Here is a 23,897-nt window from a genome sequence, read left to right on the forward strand (position 1 = left end):
TTAAGAAGTTTTCTATTCTATCCAGAAATCTGGTGCGGCAATTTCAGCATCTCTGAAGGTACAATCACTACACTCGGCCGGTGTGAAAAAATAATATGGATATATTAATAATAACATACATTACCCTGTTGCGTACATTCTATCATGGTTAAAATGGTAGACGGATACGTTTCGTCCAGTGAATAGATTTCGCATTCGATATCATAAAATCGTTCTGCATCATGATCATAAAAGTCCTCAAAACTAAAGAACTTTCTATCTATATGTGAAACTGATGCCACTTCAAATATTCCTATTATATTCTCTGAAGAATTGTTTATGTTGGTGATATTGCCTTTAATAAATCCTGGCTGGATTGGGGATAGCATATCTTCACTTTCGGTAAATTTTTTAGAGTAGCATAATAGTTATCGGCTTCGTAATTATGTACGTATTGTGTGAGCAGAATAGAGTATCTATATGATATACACCAATTTGTTCGGCTCATAAATTTCACTAACTGATTATTCAGCTCATTAGATGTTTGATTAATTCTATCTGTAAGTAATATTTCTGGATTTTGAAATGTTTAGTAACATGTTTGATTTTCGTAATCTTTTAGTCGTACTCCTATATGAGTTTCGTCTATCGGATACATTTCTTCAGGCATCCAATTAGGAGCAACAATTTTAATAGTTTCTTCATGCGTGAATCTATAATAGTTGGGTTCTTCTTCACTGGTACTTGTTACTCTAATGGCTATGCCATCTTCTCCTGCATAGTTTTCTCTATCGAAGGTAATGTCTTGAATAGTTGATTTAGGGGGAAGTGAAACCTCTGTAGAAGTGTAGTGCGTATCATTGTAATCTATAAATAGTTGGTAATTTGTATCTAAAGCAGCACTGAATTCATTTTGGGATAAGTATGTTTGAGTTTCTGCGTTATATGAAAATTCATATGTGTTGTTGTTTTCATCTTTTAAATAAACTGTAGCATCATCTATGTATTCTGGAAAATATTCTTCAAAAGCCCATGTGTTTGTAAGCTTTATTTCTTGTTGTTTGTATTCGTCTGTAATAATAGCCTCAACTACTAACAAATCTTCAAAAGTATTTGTTTGAATAGTATACGGTTCTGTTCATGAGATAAGAAAGGTGAAAATAGAAATTAATAGGAGTGTATTGTTCTTCATAATTATCGTCTATTCTATCCAAAAATCAGGTGGAGTAGTTGCAGAATTATCAAAATAAGTGCAGTCAATACATTCTGTAGGCATCATGTATACCGTCCAGCTAGATTCTGGTACGATTTCTATTAAATGGTAAAATGCCATGTTCCCCTGATCTAAATAGATTAGTAATAACTCGGTATTGTCGTCTCCAGGGTTTTCCGGATTTATATTAAGAGGAGTTATATTACATTCTGTAAAGTATTGAGGAAGTTCTTCATCTGGGAATAGATCTGCATAATTAAAGAATATTCTCTCTGATGAGCTAACGGAAGCTACATCAAAAATTCCCATTATTTTGTCTGAGCTATTTTCTTGATTAACAATGTTTCCTACAATATACCCTGGTTGAATAGGTGAAAGTGAGCTATTACTTTCAGATATTTTTTTTAAATTTTGATAAAAAGAATACGCTGTTGTATTATGAACATACTGCTTTACTTTAATAGCGTATCTGCTACTTATAATATAATTTGTTACTGGGATAAACTTAATAAGGGCATCATTAATAGTACTTGATGTTTGTGTATTGTTAAAGCTATTAAGTATTATATTATCGCTGTTTTTAGTTATGTAACAAATTTGGGTTTGTTCTGTTTTAGGGACGGTAGTTAGTCTTATTTTGTATAGGAAGTCGAATCCTGGTATAGGTACCCATTGAACGTCTAAATCTTCTGCTATGCCATAGGGTGTAATATGTTTATAAGTTTCTTCATACTCATACCTAAGTAGTTTAGAATTTGGTGAGTCTGTATTTAATCTAATTGAAACACCATCTTCTGAATCAATAGTCTCCCTTTCAAATTTTATATCGGTTACTTCTGCAATAGGAGCCATTTTTACAATGGTACTTTCATATAAAGTATTATTATAATTAATATGAAGTTGATAATTAATGTCTGGTTCAGCTTGAAATTCTATTTCTGATAAATAAGTATTTGTTTCACTATTAAAATAAAAATCATATGTGCTTCCGTTTTCTAGCGATACGTATACGTTAGCATCTGGTATATATTCATCAAAAATCTCATCTATCTGAAAAGTTTTAGTTAGCGTAATTTCCTGATGTTTTAGCTCGTTGGTAATAATGGCTTCTACTACAATGAGATCTTCATAGGTTTCTGAGTAGTTAATTTGATAAGCCTCTGTGCAAGAATTACAAAATAAAAGAAAGCTAAGTAGTATAAAATACTTAGATACATATAGTATATAGTAAAAGATAGTATTATTTTTTTGCATAGGGAAATGTATTCTATACCCTAAATGTACAATAAAAACTACATTTTTGTAAGTTTTAACTTTATTATAGTTGTTTTTTCGGATAAACTTTTAGTAAATATGCCTTACCTACTTGTTTTTCTCTTGTTCTTGGATTTAAAAATTTTAGAGAAACTCTAGTGATTCTAAAATCGTCAAAGGATTTAATTATAGAAGTTTGTAGATTGGTGCTACTAATAAATTCATCAATTTCTTCTGGATGATTCGTTGCAATTAATTTAGGAGTGTTTATATGCTTTAACTCATCTATAGTGATATTTGGTACCAATTGTTTGCTATAATAGTCAAGAGACCATCTATATTCTTTATCAACTATATATACTTGCTCATCGTTTAATTGCTCATGAATGTACTCGGCCATGTATTTACCGCTTTGATAATGAAGTAGATTTTGATAAAAATACCCATTTAAAGTGATATTAATTAAAACAGAGGTTAATACAGTTATAACAATAATTTTTTTGCTTAGTATAACCTCTTTATTTGTGATAAACATATATATAATAGTAAGTACTATAACTTCAGCCAATAAAATATACCATGCTGGGAAATCAAAAGTAAAAAATAACAAGCCGGTAACTCCTACAACACCAACACCCAATACAAAGTAAGAGGTATATAATACTATTTTTAGTGTTTTAGTTTTTTCTTGCAACTTTAAAATATACAAATACCCCGCTGTGAATACAGCCATGGTTGGCATTAAAGAATTTAAATAATGTGGTAATTTAGTTTGCGAAAAACTTATAATGATAAGGGTTAAAATAATGCCTCCTAAGGTTAACCATTCTATTGGGTATGGGGCACTTTCAGTTGTTTTTTTATAAAATCTGAAACGTTTAAATAATCCTGCATAGAAGAGTAATGGCCAAGGAAGAAAAACCCATAAAATGGTATGAAAAAAGAAAAAATAATCTGGACTGTCTGGCTTAAATCCGTTTGCAGTCATACGATTAAAACTCTGATCCCATAGTATAAATTTTATACCAGATATATTATTAATTCCATTAACCGTAGTTTCTGGGTGTAAATCATATTGTACATAAAAAGCATATAGTACGGGGGCTATAGTAGCACCAAAAACGAAAACTCCTATAAGTAATTTAGGTGTAAGAAGTGCTTTCCAGTTTTTGGTATATATTAAATGTGATATTAGACTCAATCCTATTACCACTAATCCTAGTAATCCTTTACAAGAAAAGGCTATCCCCATGGCAAATGCGCCAATAATTAAGGGAAGTAATTTCTGAGTATTTAAAAATCGATATAATTGCCAGAGTGATAGTATAACAGCTCCGGTTAACACGGCATCTGTTCGTACATCATGATTTCCAAGAATAATTGCCTGTGCCGATAAAAATATTAAAGCAGCCCAGTGTGCTTGATTTTTATTTTTATATAAATCTTGAAACAGTTTAAAACAAGAAAAGGCACCAATAATAGTAAATAGTAATGCTGGAATTCGATAAGCAAATTGATTAAGCCCAAAGATTTTATAAGATAAAGCAGCTAGCCAAAAATGCATATGAGGCTTATCTAAATAATTGTCTATTCCTCTATATAAATGGGTGTAATCATCTAAAAGATACATTCTCATAGCCATTACCGCATGTTGGGCAGAATCGTTTTCAATAAGCGGAATAAATAAACCTAATATATAAACAAAGGCTATTAAGATATATAAGAGGGTGTATATATTGTTGTATATAAGTTTCTTCATTATAAAAAAGAATAGATGGCTGTTTTTAATTTAAGTTGCTAAATTAGATAAATTTTACGGTTTAGATGACGCTTTCTGTTTAATACATTTGGTAACATTAATTTCTAATTCCTAAGAGAATTTTAAGAAACAGTTAAACTAGACTTTACTTTATTTTTTTGTAGAGTGTTTAATTTCGTTAAAACTCTTTATAATGAAAGTAGTAAACCTAAAAAAACTGACTCCTTTTTATATTCTGCTTAGTGTATTATTTGTTTTAACTTTAATACCAAAGGGAAATATATTACTTTATTTAAATACATTGCACTCAGTATTTTGGGATAGGTTTTTCCGAAATGTAACTGTTTTTGGAGATGGTGCTTTTATACCGGTGATATTATTGATATCTCTTATCTTTTTTAAGTTTAAATATACATATCAGTTTGCTCTTTCTGCATCTTTTCAAATTCTTATTGTACTACTTTTAAAACAAGTATTGTTTACGCATATCAACAGACCTTATTTCTTTTTTAGTGAAGAGGTGAAAGCAACTCTTAATTTTGTTGCTGGGGTAAAGATTAGATATACAGATACCTTTCCGTCTGGGCATACGGCAACGGTATTTGTTATTACTAGCTTTTTAGCACTGGTGTCTAAAAAGAAACATAGACTTTTACCATATGGTTTGGCTTTAATAGGAATTTGTGTTGCTATATCTAGAGTGTACTTATTACAACACTTTTTTATAGATATTTATTTCGGAATGTTTTTTGGCATAGCTTCATCTGTAGCAGGCTGTTATATTGTAAAGAAATATCCTCAAAAATGGTACAAAAAACAACTTAATATTAAGTGGCCACCAAGAGTTTCTGCACCCATAAAAAAATTATTAACTACCATTAATATCCTGTAAGGATAGTGAAGGCTTTTTAAAGTGATAATAAATACCAAAGATTGAAATAAAAGCTGTAATTAAGGTGAATAATGTACCAATAGTAACTGCAGTATTTTGATCTAAACTGAAATGTATAGACATTTCAAAAAACAAAAATTCTCTAATCCCTATGCCTGCAAAGGATATGACAGAGAATACCGAGGATAATAGAAATACAAAAATGTATAAATAATACATTTCGGTAGAAATGCCCAACGCCAAGGTGATAAATACCACAGATATAATTTGCATTCCCTGAATAATTACAGAATAGAGTAGGGTATAGTAAAATTGTTTAAGCGGTACTTTAAAAAGCTTACTAGTTATTTGTTGACCTGAAGCAATAATTACCGGGAATAGTAGTACAAACCAAAGATTGTAATCTGCAAAGTTATGTATAAGACTACCTATAATGGCGGGGTAAATAGCTATAATTAGATACACTATACAGGCAATAGCTGCTAGCCCTATCAATCGGTCTATAAAAACTAATTTCAATATGTTTTTAGACTTCCATTTAAAATTTTTATTGAGCAGATATACCTTAAATGCATCACCACCAACACCACCAGGTACAAAGAAATTATAAAACATACCTAACAGATAAAGTTTTAAATTACTTAGTTGTGATAATTGAAAGTCTTGGCTATGAAATAAATAATTTAGTCTGTAAGACGATATAATTTGTGAAATTATAAAAAATAGAATAGCCACACATAAATATCCAAGTTGTGTATTTAGAACAATGTTTACAACACTATCTACATCTATCTTCTTAAATACAAGATAGAAGAGTGTAAGGCTAATACCTACTTTTAATATAAGGAGAAGTGTTTTCTTAATTTTAGGATTCATCCTCTTGGCTATTGAAAACTCTTTTTACTTTATATGGCTTTTTATCTTGAGACTCATAATAGGTTCTCATTAGTAAGTCGGCTAAAATACCCATGGTTAAAAACTGAATACCTACTAGTACCAAAAGAACCCCTAAAAGTAATAATGGACGATCGCCAATTTCTTCACCTAAAATAAATTTTACGATTAATAAATAGATATTGATAAGCATACCTATAGAGAAAAAGGTTAACCCTATGTTACCAAAGAAGTACATTGGTTTTTGTAAATGTTTTCTTTTAAATATGATTAAGAATAAATCATTAATCACCTTAAAAGTTCTTTCTAGCCCATATTTAGATTTGCCAAATTTTCTTGGATAGTGATTAACGTTCATCTCTTTAATAGTGGCTCCGTTAAGGTATGCCATTAGGTTAATAAAGCGATGCATTTCACCATATAGGTTAATTTCTTTGGCAGTTTCAGAAGTAAATACTTTTAAAGCACAACCTTGATCACGAAGATTTAAATTGGTAGCTTTTCTAATAATAAAGTTTGCTATTTTAGAAGGAATGGTTTTTAAGAAATTATCTTTTCGTTTTTCACGGAATCCTGTTACAACATCCCAGTCGCCCTCTTCAGCGTTTTTTACCATTTTTAAAATATCGTGCGGATCGTTTTGCATATCACCATCCATTGTTACAATATACTTACCGGTGGCAAATTCAATTCCTGCAGCAAGTGCTAAACTTTGTCCGTAATTCTTTTTTAGTTCTACTAAATAAAGATGTGGGTGCTTTAAAGATTTTATAACTTGCTTGGTATTATCTGTAGAGAAATCATCTATATATATAATTTGATACGACTCTCCTTTTAGAGCGTCATCGATAGTTTTTGTAAGTAATGTTACATTTTCTTCCTCGTTATATACAGGTATGATAATAGAAAGATAATATTCTTTTTTAGTCATGGTAAAATATTTAGTCTAAATTTAGCATTATTTTTAACAGGCGCAAAGTTATGAATTTGAAGTCATTCTTAAGTTTCTTAAATGCTAATAAATTAATTATTATAATATCTCTTGTTAGTATAGTATTATGCATATTTAATATTTATGGCTATCCGATATATATTTTAGACGAAGCCAGAAATGCTGAAGCGGCACGAGAAATGTTTACTAAAGGTGATTTTATAGTACCAACCTTTAATAATGCATTACGAACTGATAAGCCACCATTGCATTATTTTTTTATGATGTTAGGGTATAAGGTATTTGGTATAAATGCTTTTGGAGCTCGTTTTTTTTCATCTGTTTTTGGAGCATTGACTATTATAACAACCTATTTGTTTATAAAAAAAATAAAGAATGTTGAGACCGCTTTAGTAACGGTTTGCATTTTGGTTTCGGCAGTATTTTTTATACAGGAGTTTCATCTTTCTGTACCCGATCCTTATTTGATTTTTTTCATAAATCTTTCCCTTTTTTCATTTTTATATTTTTATAGAAACAAGAGAAAGGGCTGGTTGCTATTGGCTTATTTTGCTGTAGCCATGGGGTTTTTAGCTAAAGGACCAATAGCCTTGGCTATTGTAGGGCTATCCTGCTTGTTGTTTTTGATTTTGAGAAAAGATATAAGTCTTAAAACTATTTTTAGTTTTAGACCCTTACTAGGATTGTTATTTGTAGCCGCATTGGTATTTCCGTGGTTTTATGAAGTTCATAAAGCAACTAACGGAGCTTGGACGGAAGGTTTTTTTATTAATCATAATATAAATCGATTTGAAAGTAAAATGGAAGGGCATGGCGGTCCGTTTGTAATTACGTGGTTGTTTATATTATTAGGACTTATGCCATTTTCTGTTTTGATTATTCAGGCTTTTTATTTTTCGTTTAAGAAATTTAAGCAAGATGTTTTTATCACTTTTGGACTGAGTGTTTGTTTGGTAGTAATTGGTATTTTTACCTTATCAAGTACTAGATTGCCTAATTATACCATGCCATGTTATCCGTTTTTGGCTGCCCTTATAGCAAGTTATCTAATAGATTTTTACAAGAAGTCATCCGCCAAAAGAAAACTATTTGTACATATTAGTTTTGTGGTTTTATTACTTATTGCTTTTGCGCTTCCGATAGGAGGCTATATAGCCTTGTCTTTAGAGGCAGAATTGAAAAGTATAAAAGAGCTTAGTTTTATTTTGGTAATCGTTCCTGTAGGGATAACCATTGCGTATTTATTTTTTAAAGAAGATGCTTATAAAAATAGTTTTGCTACCATTGTTGGTACTTGGGTACTACTTGCTATTTTCTTATTTGGTGTTATATATCCTCGTTTAATTTATCAAAATCCGGTTTATGCTTCCAGAGAATTATTAAGAGCTAATAGTGCTGTTGTTGTATTTAAACGTATGGATAGTGCTTTTCCTTTTAACTATAACAGAACTTTTAAGGTTTTACAAACTACTAAAGAACTAAGGGAATATCTTAAGTTACATCCCGAAACCTATATTATAAGTAATGATAGAAAGGTGAAAAAAGATTTATTGGAGGTTGAAAACCTAATGTTACTAATGGAACACAAGGCCTTGTTTGAAAATCATAAAACTGTAATTTATAAGCAGGTGTTAAAATAGCATATATAAAAAAACGACCACTACAGTGGTCGTTTTTTTATATAGAAAATTATTTAGACTTATTTGTACTCAGATACATAGTGTAATTTAACCGAAGGATATTTTTGCTTTGTCATATCTATAGAGAAGTGAGAGTCTGCTAAAAATACCAGTTGTCCTTTTTTATCCTTTGCAAGAAACTTTTGTTTTACTCTTAAGAACTCGCTATATTCTTCATTTTTAGGGTCATCTGCTTCTACCCAACAGGCTTTATATACCGGGAAGTTTTCGTAGGTACATTTAGCACCATATTCATGTTCTAAACGATACTGAATAACTTCGTACTGTAATGCTCCAACGGTTCCAATAATTTTTCTACCGTTTAGTTCTAGTGTAAATAACTGAGCAACTCCTTCATCCATCAATTGGTCAATACCTTTTTCCAATTGTTTAGATTTCATCGGGTCTGCATTGTTAATATATCTAAAGTGTTCAGGAGAAAAACTAGGAATTCCTTTAAACCTCATTATTTCTCCCTGTGTTAATGTATCTCCAATTTTAAAGTTTCCGGTATCATGTAACCCAACAATGTCTCCTGCATAAGAGATATCAACAATTTCTTTTTTCTCTGCAAAAAATGCATTAGGACTAGAAAATTTAAGTTTTTTATTATTTCTTACATGTAGATAAGGCTTGTTTCGTTCAAAGGTTCCTGAAACAATTTTAATAAACGCTAAACGATCACGGTGTTTAGGATCCATATTCGCATGTATTTTAAATACAAATCCGCTAAATGCTTCTTCGTTGGGGTTTACCAAACGTGTATCACTTTCTTTTGCTCTTGGAGACGGAGCTAAGTCAATAAAACAATCTAGTAATTCTCTTACTCCAAAATTATTTAGTGCAGAACCAAAGAAAACGGGTTGTAATTCGCCTTTTAAGTAGGCATCCCTATCAAAGTTAGGATATACCTCATAAGCTAGTTCTAGATTTTCTCTTAGACTATCGGCATGTGATTCTCCTATAATATTTTCAAGTTCAGGGTTTTCGGCATCATCAAAGGCAATGGTCTCCTCAATGTTTTTTCTGCTATCTCCGCTAAAGAGGTTAATATTCTTTTCCCAGATATTATAGATACCTTTAAAATCGTACCCCATACCAATAGGAAAACTTAGGGGAGTTACTTTTAATCCTAGTTTTTGCTCAACTTCATCCAAAAGGTCAAATGCATCTTTACCTTCTCTATCTAATTTGTTTATAAATACAATCATAGGAATGTTGCGCATTCTACAAACCTCTACTAGTTTTTCGGTTTGTTCCTCAACCCCTTTAGCAACATCAATAACTACAATAACACTATCTACCGCTGTAAGGGTTCTAAAAGTATCTTCAGCAAAGTCTTTGTGACCTGGTGTATCTAGGATGTTTATTTTTTTGTTTTTATAATTAAAGGCAAGTACTGAGGTAGCTACCGATATACCTCTTTGTCTTTCAATTTCCATGAAGTCACTGGTAGCACCTTTCTTAATTTTATTACTTTTTACAGCTCCTGCTTCCTGAATAGCCCCACCAAATAGCAAAAGTTTTTCTGTTAATGTGGTTTTACCAGCATCGGGGTGAGATATAATCCCGAAGGTTCTTCTTTTTGAAATTTCTTTTTGTAAAGACATGCTTAATGTTTAATGTGCAAAAATAGTATTATTTATAAATAAAGCCACATTCAAAATAGATGTAGGCTACTTTCTTGCTATGAAATGCAAAGGCGATTTTGTAGATTTGCTTAGATTGAAAAAATAGTATGAGAGAAGAGAAGTTAATTTTGGTAAACGAAAAGGATGAGCCTATCGGACTAATGCCAAAAATGGAAACACACGAAAAGGGATTATTACATAGAGCATTTTCAGTTTTTATTTTAAATGATAAAGGAGAAACAATGTTGCAGCGTAGAGCGTTACATAAATACCATTCTCCGGGATTATGGACAAATACTTGTTGTAGCCATCAACGTGAGGGTGAAACCAATATACAGGCAGGAAAACGCCGTATGATGGAGGAAATGGGGTTTGCTACTGAATTAACCGATGTGTTTTCTTTTATCTATAAAGCTCCTTTTGATAACGGTCTTACAGAACATGAATTCGATCATGTTTTGGTGGGATATTATAATGAAGAGGAACCAAATTTGAATCCGGATGAAGTAGCGGAGTGGAAATGGATGTCGCTTAACGATATTAAGCTTGATATTGTTGCGAATCCTGATGTGTACACAGAATGGTTCAAAATTATTTTTGATAAATTTTATCACTTCTTGCCAAATACAATTAGTAATGAGGGTTAGAGTTAGTAGAAAGGCACATTTTAATGCTGCTCACAGGTTGCATAATCCTGAATGGAATGACGAGAAAAATAAGGAAGTCTTCGGGAAATGTAATAACCCAAATTATCATGGACATAATTATGAATTGGTAGTGCATGTAATAGGGGAAATAGATAAGGATACCGGTTTTGTAATGGATATGAAGATTTTAAAGGAACTTATTTATGAGCATATTGAAATTCCGTTAGACCATAAAAACTTAAATCTAGATGTGCCCGAATTTAAGGATTTAAACCCTTCAGCAGAAAATATTGCAATTGTTATTTACAATAAGTTGCGATCATATATTAATAAAGAGTTAGATTTACAAGTTACCTTATATGAAACTCCAAGGAATTTTGTAAGTTACCCATTTTAAAAATTTAAACTACATAACATGAGTTTGTACCCATTTAAATTTGATCCTATCCTTAAAGAACGTTTATGGGGAGGGACTAAATTGAATACGGTTTTAGGAAAACCTATTACAACAGATATTACTGGTGAAAGCTGGGAATTATCAGCTGTTCCTGGCGATATTTCGGAAGTATCTAATGGAGCATTGGCAAATACTTCATTACAAGCGTTGATTGATGAATACAACGAAGCGTTACTTGGTAAAAAAGTATATGAGCGCTTTGGGAATGAATTTCCTATTTTAATTAAATTTATTGATGCCAAACAAGATTTATCTATTCAGGTACACCCGAATGATGCATTGGCTAAGGAGCGTCATAATTCTTTTGGTAAAACCGAGATGTGGTACATTATGCAGGCCGATGAAGGATCGGAGTTGATTGTAGGGTTTAATAAAAACGTTACAAAGGAAGAGTATCAAAAGCATTTAGATGATAATACGGTTACAGATCTTATGAACTACGAGAAGGTAACAGAGGGTGATACTTTCTTTATTAATACCGGTAAAATACATGCTATTGGTGCTGGTATTATGTTAGCGGAGATTCAGCAGACATCTGATGTAACTTATAGAGTCTATGATTTTAATCGTAAGGATAAAGAAGGTAATTTAAGAGAGCTACATACAGAAATGGCGTTAGATGCTATTGATTATGAAAAGAAAGATGATTTTAAGGTAGCCTATAGTAAAGAGCCAAATGCCTGTGGTACTATGGTAGATTGTCCTTACTTTACAACCAACTATTGGAATATTACAGAGACTACTGTTATAGAGGTAAAAGAGAGAGACTCTTTTACTATATTTATGTGTACTAAGGGAGAAGCTACTATCAGTTCACCAGCCGGATCAATAGAAATTAAAAGAGGAGAAACGGTTTTATTACCCGCAAACTCAGAAACCATTACTATTGAAGGAGCGGTTGAATTATTAGAGGTGTATATTTCGTAAACTAAAAATAAAGCTATGTCAAGCATTAAAGATCTTAAGAAGGATATTAACTACGTGTTAGGAGATATTATTGGAGCAGTAAAAGAATGGCAGTCTGATGTTACAGCATCAGAAGGTGTAAAAGGAGAAGCTCTTATTGATGAGGTGATAACTGTTTTTGATGACCTTATGGATAAGGTTAATGCAAAATCGGTAGAGAATAAGAAAGCTCATTTTAAAGCTATTCAGACGGAGTTACAGGAAAAGGCAACTGCTTTGGTTGAAAAAGTAAATGCACTTTCATAAAAAAATTAAGTTTTAGGTTGCAGATATAAAAAACAGATTTATATTTGCAGCCGCAATGCCGATGTAGCTCAGCTGGCTAGAGCAGCTGATTTGTAATCAGCAGGTCGTGGGTTCGAGTCCCTCCATCGGCTCAAAAACAAAAGCTTCCTATATAGGAAGCTTTTTTTATTTGTTTTTATTAGGTTTTAAAGGAGTTTTCAAGGATTTCTAAAAAATATTACCTAGTGAGTGATTTTTTTAAAAAAGTATTTGCAGATATAAAAAACAGGTTTATATTTGCAGCCGCAATGCCGATGTAGCTCAGCTGGCTAGAGCAGCTGATTTGTAATCAGCAGGTCGTGGGTTCGAGTCCCTCCATCGGCTCAAAATAAAAAAGCTTCCTATATAGGAAGCTTTTTTATTTTATATATGTTCGAAAGGTGATTTTATAGGATTAGTTTTTTTTCTTTTTCTTCTTCTCTTTTTCATACGGAAATTTACGAGCAGCTTTCTTCATCATATCAGTAATAATCTCATAGGTATCTTTACCCGATTTCTTGTTTATTTTTTTCTCGTATTTCCAAAGTAGTTTACTGGTTTTACCATCAGATATCTTTATGGCAATTCTACCATATCCACTATCTCCAAGTAGGTAGTCAAAAATATCATAGTCTGTAGATACTCCTTGAGAGATAAGTGTTTTAAGAGTTAAATTACCGCTAACAATACCATCTACTCCCAGTAATTCTGATAACTTTTTGGCGGTATATACATCTAGATTTTCAAGAGAAATACCATTTTTAGTTAGTAGGTCGTTTGTTATTTGAATATTTTGAAAAGAAACTTCGAAATTCTTTTTAGATTTTTGTTTCAAAAAATAGGTTTCAATGGCACTTTGTACTACATAGCCTTCCTTTTCAGCTAATTTTTTTAGGTTTTCTTTACTAATATCTTGGGCATTCTCTAAGTGCAAAGTGGCATAAAATGGCAGAATGGCCAATACTTTATGGTCTTTGCTTAACTCGTCAAACGATTCACTGGTATAAATGTTTCCTTGTGCAAATGTGTAATGAATACCAATAAATAAGAATAGTAGTGTTGCAATCTTTTTCATTTGAAGTTTTAAAATTTCATGTTAACTTTTAGGTTAAATACTCTACCTGTCATATAATTAGGAATACCGTATTGAGATTTTGTATAGACATCCCTAACCCAGGTATTGGTAATAGAGTTTAAGTTTTCAAAAATATTGAAAATCTCAAACCCTAAGGTAAACTCTTTAAACGGGTGCAACCAATGACCTTCGTCAAAAGTTTTGTCTTCCCCTGCCAATACATAGCTAAAGCCAACATCGGCTCTTTTGTAGCTTTTTAAACGGGTCTGATAAATGTATGGGTCGGCGTAACTTGGAGATCCACCCGGTACCCCGGTATTGTATGTTAGGTTTAAATACATTTTTAAACTTGGAATATTGGGTACATAATCCTGAAATAACATCCCAAATTTTACACGTTGGTCTGTGGGGCGTGCAATATAACCACGATTATCAATGTTTTCTTCTGTTTTTAAATAGCCAAAGCTAATCCAGCTTTCGGTTCCAGGTACAAACTCACCATTCAATTGTAAATCCAATCCGTAAGCATAGGCAACTGCATTATTGTCGGCACTGTAGCGAATACGAACATTTTCTAGGGTATAGGTATTAACATCAGTTAAATGCTTGTAATAAGCCTCGGATTTTAGTTTAAACGGACGGTTCCATAGTAAGAAACTATATTCGTTTCCTAAAACAGCATGTATAGATTTCTGTGCTTTTACATCTGGATTTACAATGCCTGAAGAGTCTCTTAATTCTCTATAAATAGGAGGTTGGTGGTATACCCCTCCCGATAGTCTAAAGACCATGTCTTTTTTCCAATTTGGTTTAAACGCAATTTGAGCTCTGGGGCTTACTACTGTTTGCGTAGTGGTTTCTATATCTTCACCGCTTACGGTCCAGTTATGAGCTCTTACACCGGCGTTAAAAAATAATTTGGCTTTGCTACTTGTGGTAGTTTTATAACTCCATTGTCCGTAGCCTGAAAAACGATCAATATTTGTAAAGTTGGTAGCTCTTACATTTTGGTACGGTACTAACGGACCTTCATAAGCATTATATGGCTGGTCATTATCAATTTCAAAATATGGGCGTATAGAAAATCCGGCAGAGTCTATTACTTCCCATTCAACCAATCGATCTCTAATATCTTCGTGCGTATATTTAACACCCCAGTCAAGTTGATGCTTGTTTTTTGTATAAGTTCCTTTGTGCTCTAAATTGAAGAATAACGCATCTAAATTGTTACGGGCATGGTTTAGTTGAGAACCAATGCCTTCTGAAAACTCTACATCTCCTAGGTTGTCATCTCCAATACTGGTATTTACTTCTCCAAGACGGTATTGTCCTAAAATATCATAATACTCTTGTTCGGTAGCATGATAAGTAGATCCTATTAATTTTAGGGTAAGGTCTTCATTTACAAGATAATTTGCTTTAAACGCGCCGAAAGTAGTAAGGTATTCGTCTTCTTCTTGTCCTTCATAGTAAATCAATAACGCAACAGGGTCATCAATAGTACCAAAATTAGTTTGACGTGATAATGGCTGATAATTATATTGGTTCATAGAAAAATTTCCTAAGAAATTTAATATGAATTTGTTACTCGCTTTATAGGTGATATAGGTTTGAAAATCTGCAAACAACGGGTCGTAGTTAGTTTCTGTTTGCTTAGAGTTTATAAACATGCTGTTATTTCTATATCTAATACCAGATATGGTAGATAATTTCTTATTTTTAGAAGACGTACCAACCGATGCTGCAGCCCCCATAAAACTAGCATTTACAGAAGCCTCAAATTCTGTAGGTACTTTATAAGTAATGTCTAATACAGAAGATAATTTATCTCCGTATTTAGCTTGAAAACCACCTGCCGAAAAATCTAAATTTTGAATAAGGTCGGAGTTTATAAAGCTCAACCCTTCTTGCTGTCCACTTCTAATTAAAAACGGGCGGTATACTTCAATTTCGTTAACATACACTAAGTTTTCGTCATAGTTACCTCCTCTAACTGAATATTGAGAACTCAATTCATTATTACTTGTAGTACCCATTAATGATTTTACCAACGTTTCAACACCACCACTAGCACTAGGAATATTTTTAATAACATCTACACTTACAGTTTGTATACCAGTTAAAACTTTTCTTTTGTTGGCTGTCACCTGTACTTCGCCAATAGAGGTAACATCGGTACTAAGTTTAGGATTTACCACAAAGTTTTCTGCGTTAGACAAGGTTACTGTAAACTTTGTTGGTTTAAATGAGACGTGATCTATAATAATCGTAATCTCTTTAAGAGCTGGAACTTCTAGTTTATAAAATCCGTTTATGTCACTTATTGTATAATCTTCACCACAATTTATAGTAGCCCCGGGTACGGGTTGGTTATCTTCATCTAAAATAACCCCTTGTACGGTTGCTTTTTGGGCATGTAAGGTAAGTGAGGTTGCTAAGAATAACAGTAGTAATAAAACAATTTTTTTAAGCATGGCGGTTGTTTAGTATTTCCTGAAAAACGTGCGTGTAAATGTAGTACTATTTCCAACATTATCGGTTACTACAAGTTCTAATTTATGTTTTGTTCCTGTAAAGGTAAGGTCTTCGCAATTAAAGGTCAGGGTGTTTTTTTTATATTCATATTCGGTTAAAATCCATTTTCCATCTATAGTGGCCTTATAGCTATGTAAGCCACTAAGGTCATCACTTATTTTAAAAACCAGGTAGTTGTATTTAGATATCCATTGGTTGTTTGTGAAATTAACAGCCCTTACACTAGGTGGTGTATTATCTTTCAAAATTTCAAAACGTCCCAGATTTTTAGTTCGGGTACTTAATGTTTTACCTTTTAATCGGGTAGTTTCGTAAATAGGGGAACCTTTAGCTGTGTAACTGGCAATAAAATATTTATCAATATTTAAGGAGTCTTTAATGTTACTAATATCAAACGTAAGTCCGTAGGTACCATGTAGCGGAACTTCTTTATTGTGAACATAAAGTGACTTGTCTTTCTTTTTAAGGTCTAAGTATTCATTTTTATAAAAAGTGTTTGCCGGGAAAAATATAGAGGCATTATCTATTTCATAATAATTGTCTCTATCAGCAACAATATAATAAGCTGTTTTAGTATCGGGATAGGTTTTTTTAATAGGAAGTGCTTCTCCGTGTACAGGAATGTAAATTTTGGTAGCATTACCTGCTATGTCTTTTAAGATAATAGTTATGGAATAATCTTTACCCGGTTCTATAGTTATTTTGCCATCGTTTGTTTTGGTGTTGTAGATGCTGAGGTGATTTCCTTTGTCTATATAGGTTTTTTGAAAGCGTTGGTGTGTATTAATATAGCGTGCATAATCTATGTATACATTTATTTGGTTGCTTTCGGCAAATGAGAAAGTATCAAATTTGAGGTCTAGATACTTAGTGCCATTTACTAAAATTTCTGTAGCATAAATACCATTATGATTAAACGATCCTTTTTGTCTGTCAAATCCTTTTATACCAAAGGCAATCTCTCCAGAAGCTTTAATACGATTTACCAAATAAGAACCATCTTTTTGTTTTGAAAAATTTAATTGAGATATACCTTGTTTACCATTTATTTGTCCGTTTTCATTAAATGTATAGGCAATGATGTTTTCAAACACCGGAGCACTATCATCCTTTACATCCATTCCGAACAATATTGGGTTTATAATATTTTCAGTTTCGGTATCTCTAAATTCAAAATGTAAATGTGGGCCACCGCTACTACCGGTATTACCTGAGTAGGCTACAATGTCTCCTTGCTTAACAGGAAGTTCAGTTAACGTTGGGAAAAGTTCTATTTCATACGATTCATCTTCGTATTGTTTTTGAACTACATACTTCTGAATTTCTTTGCTAAACTTTTTAAGGTGACCGTAAACAGTTGTATACCCGTTAGGGTGTGTAATGTATAGCGCTTTACCATAGCCATAATGCGAAATTTTTATTCTAGAAACATACCCGTCGGCAACACTAAATACTTTTAAGCCTTGCCGTTGTTGCGTTTTAATATCAATACCCGCATGGTAATGATTACTACGTAGTTCGCCAAAATTACCCGCCAATATTAGGGGTATTTTTAGTGGAGATATAAAATCGCTTTTTGGATATTCTTTTTGAGCAGAAATACGACTATTAGAAAGCAATAGGATAGAGAATACCAAAAAGAAATATTTCATAAACAGTTTTTATTTTGAGTTTTACAGTGAACCGCAAAAGTACAACATCTAAAATTTATTTTTATTGTGTTGCAAGAACTTAGATTTGATACAGTAAAGAATTAACAAAAAAAGTTGTAAACAAGCGGCAGGTATACTAAATTTGTCATTTGTATTGAATATGTAATCTGATGGATTCTATTGTAGGCGTTGTTAATTCTCTTGAAAACAAAATTGTTTTGTTGTTACAGAAATTGGATGAGGTTACGGAATTAAACAAACAGCTTTCAGAAGAATTAGAAAACGCACAGAAGAAGCAAAACAAATTACATGAAGCTATAGAAGAGTGGGAAGATAAATACAACACTTTAAAAATAGCAGGTTCAATGCTTGGCAGTACAAGTGACAATAACGAAGCTAAGCTTAAAATAAATACTTTGATTCGGGAGATAGATCAATGCATTGTTCAATTGTCCGAATAACGTTCTGAAACAGCTGTTTATGAGTGATAAGCTTAAAATAAAACTTTCTATTGCAGACCGGATGTATCCGTTAACTATCGATCCTGATCAGGAAGAAGGGTTACGTAAGGCTGCAAAGAAAATAGATGAGCTTATAAAGGAATTTGAAAAGAATTATGCTGTAAGAGATAAACAAGACGTGTTAGCTATGTGCGCATTGCAATTTGCGAGTATAGTAGAGCAGAAAAGTATAGATAAAGAAAATACATTACAAGATGTTGAAGATAAATTGAAGTCTTTAGATCATCTTTTGTACAGAAAACTTAGTTAGAAAAAGTTCTTTACATAAGTAAGATACTGCCTATATTGGTTTTATTTTTTTGATAAACTCAACGCTAATTTCTTTAGAAAGGGTGAGTTTAGGTTGTAAAAGCAAGCTGTTTTTAAACAGATCCTTGAGCAATCTGGTAGCCCTAAACCTGTTTATTATGAGTTTATACAAAACTCTGACCAATATAGGCTTTTTTATTATAAAATTATTAAAATGAGTGAAATAGCATTACATGTATTATTTGGGGTAATTGGTCTTGTTGCCGGATATGCTGTTGCCAAGTTTTTTGAGAAAAGCGGGGCGTCAAGTATTATCAAAGGGGCACACAAAGAGGCTAGTGCTATCCAGAAGGAAGCCCAAATAGAAGCCGATACGCTTAAGAAGGAGGGCGAGAATATAAAGAAAGATAAAATCTATCAGGCGAAAGAGAAATTCTTAGAGCTTAAAGAGGCTCATGAGAAAGTGATTTTTGAGAAGGATAAGAAGATGGCAGACGTTGAAAAACGTATTAGAGATAAAGAATCTCAAGTTTCAAATGAGTTGGCTAAGAATAAGAAGGCGGCTACTGAGTTAGATGAGAAGATGAAAGATTATAACTATCGTCTCGATTATATTGAAAAGAAACAGGCTGAGATAGAAAAACTTCACAAGAGTCAAGTAAATCAGTTAGAAGTTATTTCAGGATTGTCTGCCGAAGATGCTAAAACTGAGTTAGTAGAGTCATTGAAAGAAGAAGCTAAGGTAGATGCTATGGCATTTATTCAGGATACCATGGAGGAAGCTAAAATGACGGCGCAACAAGAGGCTAAGAAAATTATTATCAATACCATTCAGCGTGTAGGTACAGAGGAGGCAGTAGAAAACTGTGTATCTGTATTTAACCTTGAGTCTGACGATGTAAAAGGTAGAATTATTGGTAGAGAAGGACGTAATATACGTGCTTTGGAAGCTGCTACCGGAGTTGAGATTATTGTAGATGATACTCCTGAAGCAATTATTTTATCTTGTTTTGATTCGGTACGTAGAGAGGTAGCTCGTCTATCATTACACCGTTTGGTAACAGATGGTCGTATTCACCCTGCTCGTATTGAAGAAATTGTTCAGAAAACAACCAAGCAGATCGAAGAAGAAATTATTGAGGTTGGTAAGCGTACGGTAATAGATCTAGGTATTCACGGTTTACACCCTGAATTAATACGTACTATAGGTAGAATGAAGTATCGTTCTTCTTACGGTCAGAACCTTTTACAACACTCTAGAGAAGTGGCTAAGCTTTGTGGTATTATGGCTGCTGAACTTGGATTGAATCCTAAATTGGCTAAACGTGCTGGTTTATTACATGATATAGGGAAAGTACCTGAAACCGAAACGGAAGTACCTCATGCTATTTTAGGTATGGAGTGGGCAGAACGTTATGGTGAAAAACCTGAGGTTTGTAATGCTATTGGAGCCCACCACGACGAGATTGAGATGAAATACCTTATTTCACCAATTGTTCAGGTATGTGATGCTATTAGTGGTGCAAGACCAGGAGCAAGACGTCAGGTATTAGATTCTTATATTCAACGTTTAAAAGATCTTGAAGATACTGCATTTGCTTTTAACGGTGTTAAAAAGGCATACGCTATTCAGGCAGGTAGAGAGTTACGTGTAATTGTAGAGAGTGAAAAAGTAAATGATGAAAAAGCAGCAGAGCTATCATTTAATATCTCTCAGAAAATTCAAACGGATATGACTTATCCGGGTCAAGTTAAGATTACCGTAATTAGAGAAACCAGAGCTGTTAATATTGCTAAATAAGAGAATTTAAATATAATTTTTAGAAAAAGGCGAAACCCGTAAATGGTGTTTCGCCTTTTTTTATATGTTAAAGTGTTCGTAAAACAATACTTTCTAATTGTTTCTTGGTTATATTAGAATCACTTAACCAATAAACATACCATTATGATAGTAGACAAACGCTTTGTATACTACATAGGTAGTATTTCCATTAAAATAATTTGCGTTTTTTGAGTGCACCGAAAGTTGCTGTCTGAAACTAGAAGTAAGGTTTGATGACCGTTAGGTAGTAACGGACCAAAACACATGCCTTCTACATTGTCCATTTTAAGACCTTTAACACTGTTAAAGTTAAATTCTGAGTTGTTGATAGCAGGTGTAAAGTCATCTTCTGTTAAAGTTTCTATAGCTAAAGTATTAGTTGCTTTGTTAGCATTAACATCAAAAATTTTTATAGTATTACCTTCTTGTTTTGTATAGGATCTTTCTAGTATTAAGAATTGATTTGGTTGGTATTCTAAAATTTCGGTTATGCCAAAATTTTTAGTACTGTCTAATTTATAGGTGAATTGTTTGGTGGCTTTTTGCGCAGCATCATCATAATACGTAATTCTGGTATAATGTTCAGGATCATTAATTAAAGGATATTCATTACTTACCCAATATCCTTTTTTATCAAATGATATAGATACCCCTTCAAACACCCCATTGTTTTCGGGATGTTGTTTACCGTTAGCATTAAAATAATCGGGTAATGTAAAATGTGATACCATATTTCCTATGGAATCTACTTTAATAATGGAAGGGTTTATGCCTTGATTTATATTTCCTTCGCTTGAAATGATAAATTCATTGGTGTCTTCTATATATCTAATGGATTCAGGATCTAATTTTTGGTGCTTTAGAAATACATTCTTAGTGTTGAGATATATATTTTTTTGAAACTGTACTGTATCAATTTTAGAATTATTGATGGTGATTGTGGCGGTGTGAAACCTTGGTCGCTTTCTATTGTCTGATATAAAATAAAAGGTAGAATTGTTTGCGTTGTAATCAATATTGGATAAACCACCAATTTCGGTATTATTAAAATTTAATCCACATTCAATTATATATTCATCTAAAAATTGTAATTGTGTATTCTGGGCAAAAACAGTTGCGGTTAACCCAAAAAATAAGATAGTAATTAAGGTACTAATGTTTTTCATAACAGGTTATTGCGTTTTAATCTCCATGAGTATTATTTGCGAAAGCTGTTTACCGAAGCTATTAAAATTATTGTCTGAAACTAGAATAAGTGATTGATTTCCGTTTGGTAATACTGGGCCAAAACACATGCCTTCAATATTATCTACAATACCATCGGTTAATTGATTTTTAATTGATTTAAAATCAAAAATTAGTTTCTTTTTACTGGTAATTACTTTCGATTTTTTTAAACGTTTTGTTTCTAAAGTGTTAGTTGTGTTAGAAGCATCCACATCAAAAAGCTTTACCGTATTACTGTGGGAACCATGACCGGCTGAGTACGCTCTTTCTAATACCAGAAAGTGATCTTTTTTGTACTCTAAAATTTCGGTTACTCCGTTCACGGCAAAATACATCCACGGAATTTTACTTATTCCATCTAGTTTGTAAGTAAATTGTTTTGAAGGTTCTAGTGTTTCTTTATCAAAATAGGTGACTCTCACATAAGATCTGGTAGGGAAGAGCTTTGGTTTTGCTCCATCGTTGGTTAATGGTAATTCGGTAGTTACCCAATATCCTTTGTTGTCAAAGGATTTAGTAAGCCCTTCAAAAACGCCATTGTGTCTTGGTCTTTGTTTTCCGGTAGCACTAAAATACGAGGGTAATTTTAATGAATTTGTATAGTTTCCTTTTGAGTCTATAATAAATACAGAAGGGTCTTTTTTATTATTAATACTTCCTTCACTGGTAATTATTACTTCATTATTGTCTATAAATCGTATTGATTCTGGATCTAATGGATGGGTTTTAAAAAAATCAGCTTCCTTATTAATAAAGGTAGTACTGTTAAAAATAACAGTATCGATAGTTTCGTGATTTATACTAATAGATACGTTATAATACCTGGCATCTTTAGCCGTGTCAACAATTAAATTGTAGGTCTTGTTGTTGTAATCTATACCAGAAAGACCACCAACCAATGTATTGCTTTGTGTAAGGGTATCGCTAATGACGTATTCATCTAAAAAGCGAACATTAACCGAGTCATTTTGTATTTTATTGGTAGTGGCGCAGCTAGTTAAGAATATGCCTAGAATTAAAAATATACCTAGTTTCTTCATTAAGAACAGCAATTGATAGTACTTTGTAAAGGTATTAAAAACAAGTTTTTTTAATAGTTTTCTAAAGTTAATATATGTAAAAAGATTGATGAGTAGTACTCATCATAAACTATTGTAAATGCACAAAAGTTAATAATGTAACTGTATTATTAATAAATGATATTCTTTTGTTAAAGTTATTAGTATAATTACTTTTAGATGATTGTGCGTTGTATTTTTGAGTGAAACAACTTAAACTCTATGCTCCTCAATTTTTTCTACGTTATTTTTGGTTTTGCATTTTTAATTTTAGGAGGTAACTGGCTTTTAAAAGCTGCTGTAGCCCTTGCGCTTCGTTTAAACGTTCCTAAAATTGTAATAGGAATGACTGTGGTTTCTTTAGCTACTTCGGCTCCTGAGCTTATTGTAAGTGTTAATGCTGCTTTGCAAGGTACACCCGATATTGCCATGGGGAACGTTGTTGGCTCTAATATAGCTAACTTAGGGCTGGTATTGGCGGTAACCATATTGCTTGGGAGAATAGATGTAGAAAAAAGTTTTTATAAGATTAATTGGCCGGTAATGATGGTGTCGTCATTATTGTTATTTGGAGCCATTTATTTTGATGGAGAATTATCGAGACTTGAAGGTTTATGCATGGTAGTGCTACTTATATTTTTTTTAGTCTACTTAATACGGTTTCAAATACCTGCTGTGGTAGATGAAGCTCCTGAGGATGATACGCCACTTGCACCTTTTAAAACCATGTTATTATTAATTTTAGGGGGTATTGGTTTATGGGCTGGCTCAGAATTATTAATAAAAGGAGCTGTTAGTCTAGCCAAAAATTTTAATGTTAGTCAGCATGTTATAGCTATTACTGTAATATCAATAGGAACTAGTATACCAGAATTAGCGGCCTCTGTTACAGCGGTAATGAAAAAAGAAAAAGCTATTTCTTTGGGAAATTTAATAGGGTCTAATATATTTAATATTTTGGCCGTATTGGGAGTTACATCAATAATTACCCCCATTGAGGTGGGTAGTACCTTTAATGGAGATTTGTTGTGGATGATGGGTATATCGTTACTGTTATTGCCTTTAGTCTTTTTTCCTAAAAATATGCGACTAGGTTTTTTAGAAGGTATTCTTCTTTTAATATTCTACGGAGTATTTATGTACGTTTCAATTTAAAAATTAGGATAAATAA

General features: G+C 32.5%; 20 protein-coding genes, 2 tRNA genes, 1 other RNA gene and 2 pseudogenes. 13 read left to right on the forward strand and 12 right to left on the reverse strand.

What is annotated here, in order from left to right:
- Nucleotides 1–104 precede the first annotated feature (104 nt).
- The 4 genes and pseudogenes from NBRC110019_RS15700 to NBRC110019_RS15715 all read right to left on the reverse strand — a co-directional run.
- Nucleotides 105–377: pseudogene (locus NBRC110019_RS15700) on the reverse strand (hypothetical protein); the annotation flags it as partial.
- 191 nt (nt 378–568) lie between these two features.
- A pseudogene (locus tag NBRC110019_RS15705) lies at nt 569–1,105 on the reverse strand (DUF4249 family protein); the annotation flags it as partial.
- A gap of 75 nt (nt 1,106–1,180) precedes the next feature.
- The gene (locus NBRC110019_RS15710) at nt 1,181–2,446 is read right to left on the reverse strand and encodes a DUF4249 family protein (RefSeq protein ID WP_281756427.1); all 1,266 of its coding nucleotides are present in this window, start codon (nt 2,444–2,446) and stop codon (nt 1,181–1,183) included.
- 64 nt (nt 2,447–2,510) lie between these two features.
- Nucleotides 2,511–4,205: an ArnT family glycosyltransferase gene (locus NBRC110019_RS15715; protein WP_281756428.1), complete on the reverse strand. Its 1,695-nt coding sequence runs from the start codon at nt 4,203–4,205 to the stop codon at nt 2,511–2,513.
- A gap of 193 nt (nt 4,206–4,398) precedes the next feature.
- On the opposite strand from NBRC110019_RS15715, the gene NBRC110019_RS15720 reads away from it, so the two are divergent.
- Nucleotides 4,399–5,097 carry a phosphatase PAP2 family protein gene (locus NBRC110019_RS15720; protein ID WP_281756429.1) on the forward strand — a complete coding sequence of 233 codons (699 nt, stop codon included), beginning with the start codon at nt 4,399–4,401 and terminating at the stop codon, nt 5,095–5,097.
- Here the strand turns inward: NBRC110019_RS15720 and NBRC110019_RS15725 are convergent.
- Together NBRC110019_RS15725 and NBRC110019_RS15730 are read right to left on the reverse strand one after the other, a co-directional pair.
- Nucleotides 5,074–5,973 (reverse strand): lysylphosphatidylglycerol synthase transmembrane domain-containing protein, encoded by a 900-nt coding sequence (locus NBRC110019_RS15725; RefSeq protein WP_281756430.1) that lies wholly within the window; start codon nt 5,971–5,973, stop codon nt 5,074–5,076. The genes NBRC110019_RS15720 and NBRC110019_RS15725 overlap by 24 nt on opposite strands.
- Nucleotides 5,963–6,922, reverse strand: a complete 960-nt coding sequence (locus NBRC110019_RS15730) for a glycosyltransferase family 2 protein (RefSeq protein ID WP_281756431.1) — start codon at nt 6,920–6,922, stop codon at nt 5,963–5,965. Before NBRC110019_RS15730 ends, NBRC110019_RS15725 begins: the two co-directional genes overlap by 11 nt.
- A 50-nt stretch (nt 6,923–6,972) precedes the next feature.
- Between NBRC110019_RS15730 and NBRC110019_RS15735 the strand changes: the two genes are divergently transcribed.
- The gene (locus NBRC110019_RS15735; RefSeq protein ID WP_281756432.1) at nt 6,973–8,583 is read left to right on the forward strand and encodes an ArnT family glycosyltransferase; all 1,611 of its coding nucleotides are present in this window, start codon (nt 6,973–6,975) and stop codon (nt 8,581–8,583) included.
- A gap of 59 nt (nt 8,584–8,642) precedes the next feature.
- Here the strand turns inward: NBRC110019_RS15735 and NBRC110019_RS15740 are convergent, their stop codons facing one another.
- Nucleotides 8,643–10,232, reverse strand: coding sequence for a peptide chain release factor 3 (locus NBRC110019_RS15740; RefSeq protein WP_281756433.1), 1,590 nt, complete (start codon nt 10,230–10,232; stop codon nt 8,643–8,645).
- A gap of 128 nt (nt 10,233–10,360) precedes the next feature.
- On the opposite strand from NBRC110019_RS15740, the gene idi reads away from it, so the two are divergent.
- From idi to NBRC110019_RS15770, 6 genes are all read left to right on the forward strand, one after another.
- Nucleotides 10,361–10,900: an isopentenyl-diphosphate Delta-isomerase gene (idi, locus tag NBRC110019_RS15745; RefSeq protein WP_281756434.1), complete on the forward strand. Its 540-nt coding sequence runs from the start codon at nt 10,361–10,363 to the stop codon at nt 10,898–10,900.
- Nucleotides 10,890–11,297, forward strand: coding sequence for a 6-pyruvoyl trahydropterin synthase family protein (locus NBRC110019_RS15750; protein WP_281756435.1), 408 nt, complete (start codon nt 10,890–10,892; stop codon nt 11,295–11,297). The genes idi and NBRC110019_RS15750 overlap by 11 nt, the downstream gene beginning before the upstream one ends.
- Nucleotides 11,298–11,321: 24 nt before the next feature.
- Complete coding sequence (locus tag NBRC110019_RS15755; protein WP_281756447.1) at nt 11,322–12,284, forward strand: type I phosphomannose isomerase catalytic subunit; 963 nt, start codon at nt 11,322–11,324, stop codon at nt 12,282–12,284.
- 15 nt (nt 12,285–12,299) lie between these two features.
- The gene (locus tag NBRC110019_RS15760; protein WP_281756436.1) at nt 12,300–12,569 is read left to right on the forward strand and encodes a hypothetical protein; all 270 of its coding nucleotides are present in this window, start codon (nt 12,300–12,302) and stop codon (nt 12,567–12,569) included.
- Between the two features lie 57 nt (nt 12,570–12,626).
- A tRNA-Thr gene (locus tag NBRC110019_RS15765) sits at nt 12,627–12,700 on the forward strand.
- 158 nt (nt 12,701–12,858) lie between these two features.
- Nucleotides 12,859–12,932, forward strand: a tRNA-Thr gene (locus NBRC110019_RS15770).
- Nucleotides 12,933–13,002: 70 nt separating this feature from the next.
- Here NBRC110019_RS15770 and NBRC110019_RS15775 read toward each other — a convergent pair.
- From NBRC110019_RS15775 to NBRC110019_RS15785, 3 genes are read right to left on the reverse strand one after another with little or no spacing between them, the layout of a single operon-like run.
- Nucleotides 13,003–13,662, reverse strand: coding sequence for a hypothetical protein (locus NBRC110019_RS15775; RefSeq protein ID WP_281756437.1), 660 nt, complete (start codon nt 13,660–13,662; stop codon nt 13,003–13,005).
- A gap of 8 nt (nt 13,663–13,670) precedes the next feature.
- Nucleotides 13,671–16,136 (reverse strand): TonB-dependent receptor, encoded by a 2,466-nt coding sequence (locus NBRC110019_RS15780; RefSeq protein ID WP_281756438.1) that lies wholly within the window; start codon nt 16,134–16,136, stop codon nt 13,671–13,673.
- A gap of 9 nt (nt 16,137–16,145) precedes the next feature.
- Nucleotides 16,146–17,849 carry a M23 family metallopeptidase gene (locus NBRC110019_RS15785; RefSeq protein WP_281756439.1) on the reverse strand — a complete coding sequence of 568 codons (1,704 nt, stop codon included), beginning with the start codon at nt 17,847–17,849 and terminating at the stop codon, nt 16,146–16,148.
- Nucleotides 17,850–18,019: 170 nt separating this feature from the next.
- Here NBRC110019_RS15785 and NBRC110019_RS15790 point away from each other — a divergent pair, with 170 nt between their 5' ends.
- The 4 genes from NBRC110019_RS15790 (at nt 18,020) to rny (ending at nt 20,420) form a co-directional block, all read left to right on the forward strand.
- Nucleotides 18,020–18,310, forward strand: a complete 291-nt coding sequence (locus tag NBRC110019_RS15790) for a coiled-coil domain-containing protein (protein WP_281756440.1) — start codon at nt 18,020–18,022, stop codon at nt 18,308–18,310.
- A 19-nt stretch (nt 18,311–18,329) separates the two neighbouring features.
- The gene (locus tag NBRC110019_RS15795; protein WP_281756441.1) at nt 18,330–18,620 is read left to right on the forward strand and encodes a cell division protein ZapA; all 291 of its coding nucleotides are present in this window, start codon (nt 18,330–18,332) and stop codon (nt 18,618–18,620) included.
- Nucleotides 18,621–18,676: 56 nt separating this feature from the next.
- A non-coding RNA gene (gene ssrS, locus NBRC110019_RS15800) (6S RNA) lies at nt 18,677–18,785 on the forward strand.
- A 48-nt stretch (nt 18,786–18,833) separates the two neighbouring features.
- Nucleotides 18,834–20,420: a ribonuclease Y gene (gene rny / locus NBRC110019_RS15805; RefSeq protein WP_281756442.1), complete on the forward strand. Its 1,587-nt coding sequence runs from the start codon at nt 18,834–18,836 to the stop codon at nt 20,418–20,420.
- A gap of 170 nt (nt 20,421–20,590) precedes the next feature.
- On the opposite strand, the gene NBRC110019_RS15810 is transcribed toward rny, so the two are convergent.
- Nucleotides 20,591–21,607, reverse strand: coding sequence for an esterase-like activity of phytase family protein (locus NBRC110019_RS15810; protein ID WP_281756443.1), 1,017 nt, complete (start codon nt 21,605–21,607; stop codon nt 20,591–20,593).
- Between the two features lie 6 nt (nt 21,608–21,613).
- On the reverse strand, nt 21,614–22,708 hold the full coding sequence (locus tag NBRC110019_RS15815; protein WP_281756444.1) for an esterase-like activity of phytase family protein: 1,095 nt from the start codon (nt 22,706–22,708) through the stop codon (nt 21,614–21,616).
- Between the two features lie 240 nt (nt 22,709–22,948).
- Between NBRC110019_RS15815 and NBRC110019_RS15820 the strand changes: the two genes are divergently transcribed.
- Nucleotides 22,949–23,881 (forward strand): calcium/sodium antiporter, encoded by a 933-nt coding sequence (locus tag NBRC110019_RS15820; RefSeq protein ID WP_281756445.1) that lies wholly within the window; start codon nt 22,949–22,951, stop codon nt 23,879–23,881.
- Nucleotides 23,882–23,897 lie beyond the last annotated feature (16 nt).

The sequence above is a fragment of the Neptunitalea chrysea genome, assembly GCF_027924145.1.
Classification (GTDB): domain Bacteria; phylum Bacteroidota; class Bacteroidia; order Flavobacteriales; family Flavobacteriaceae; genus Neptunitalea; species Neptunitalea chrysea.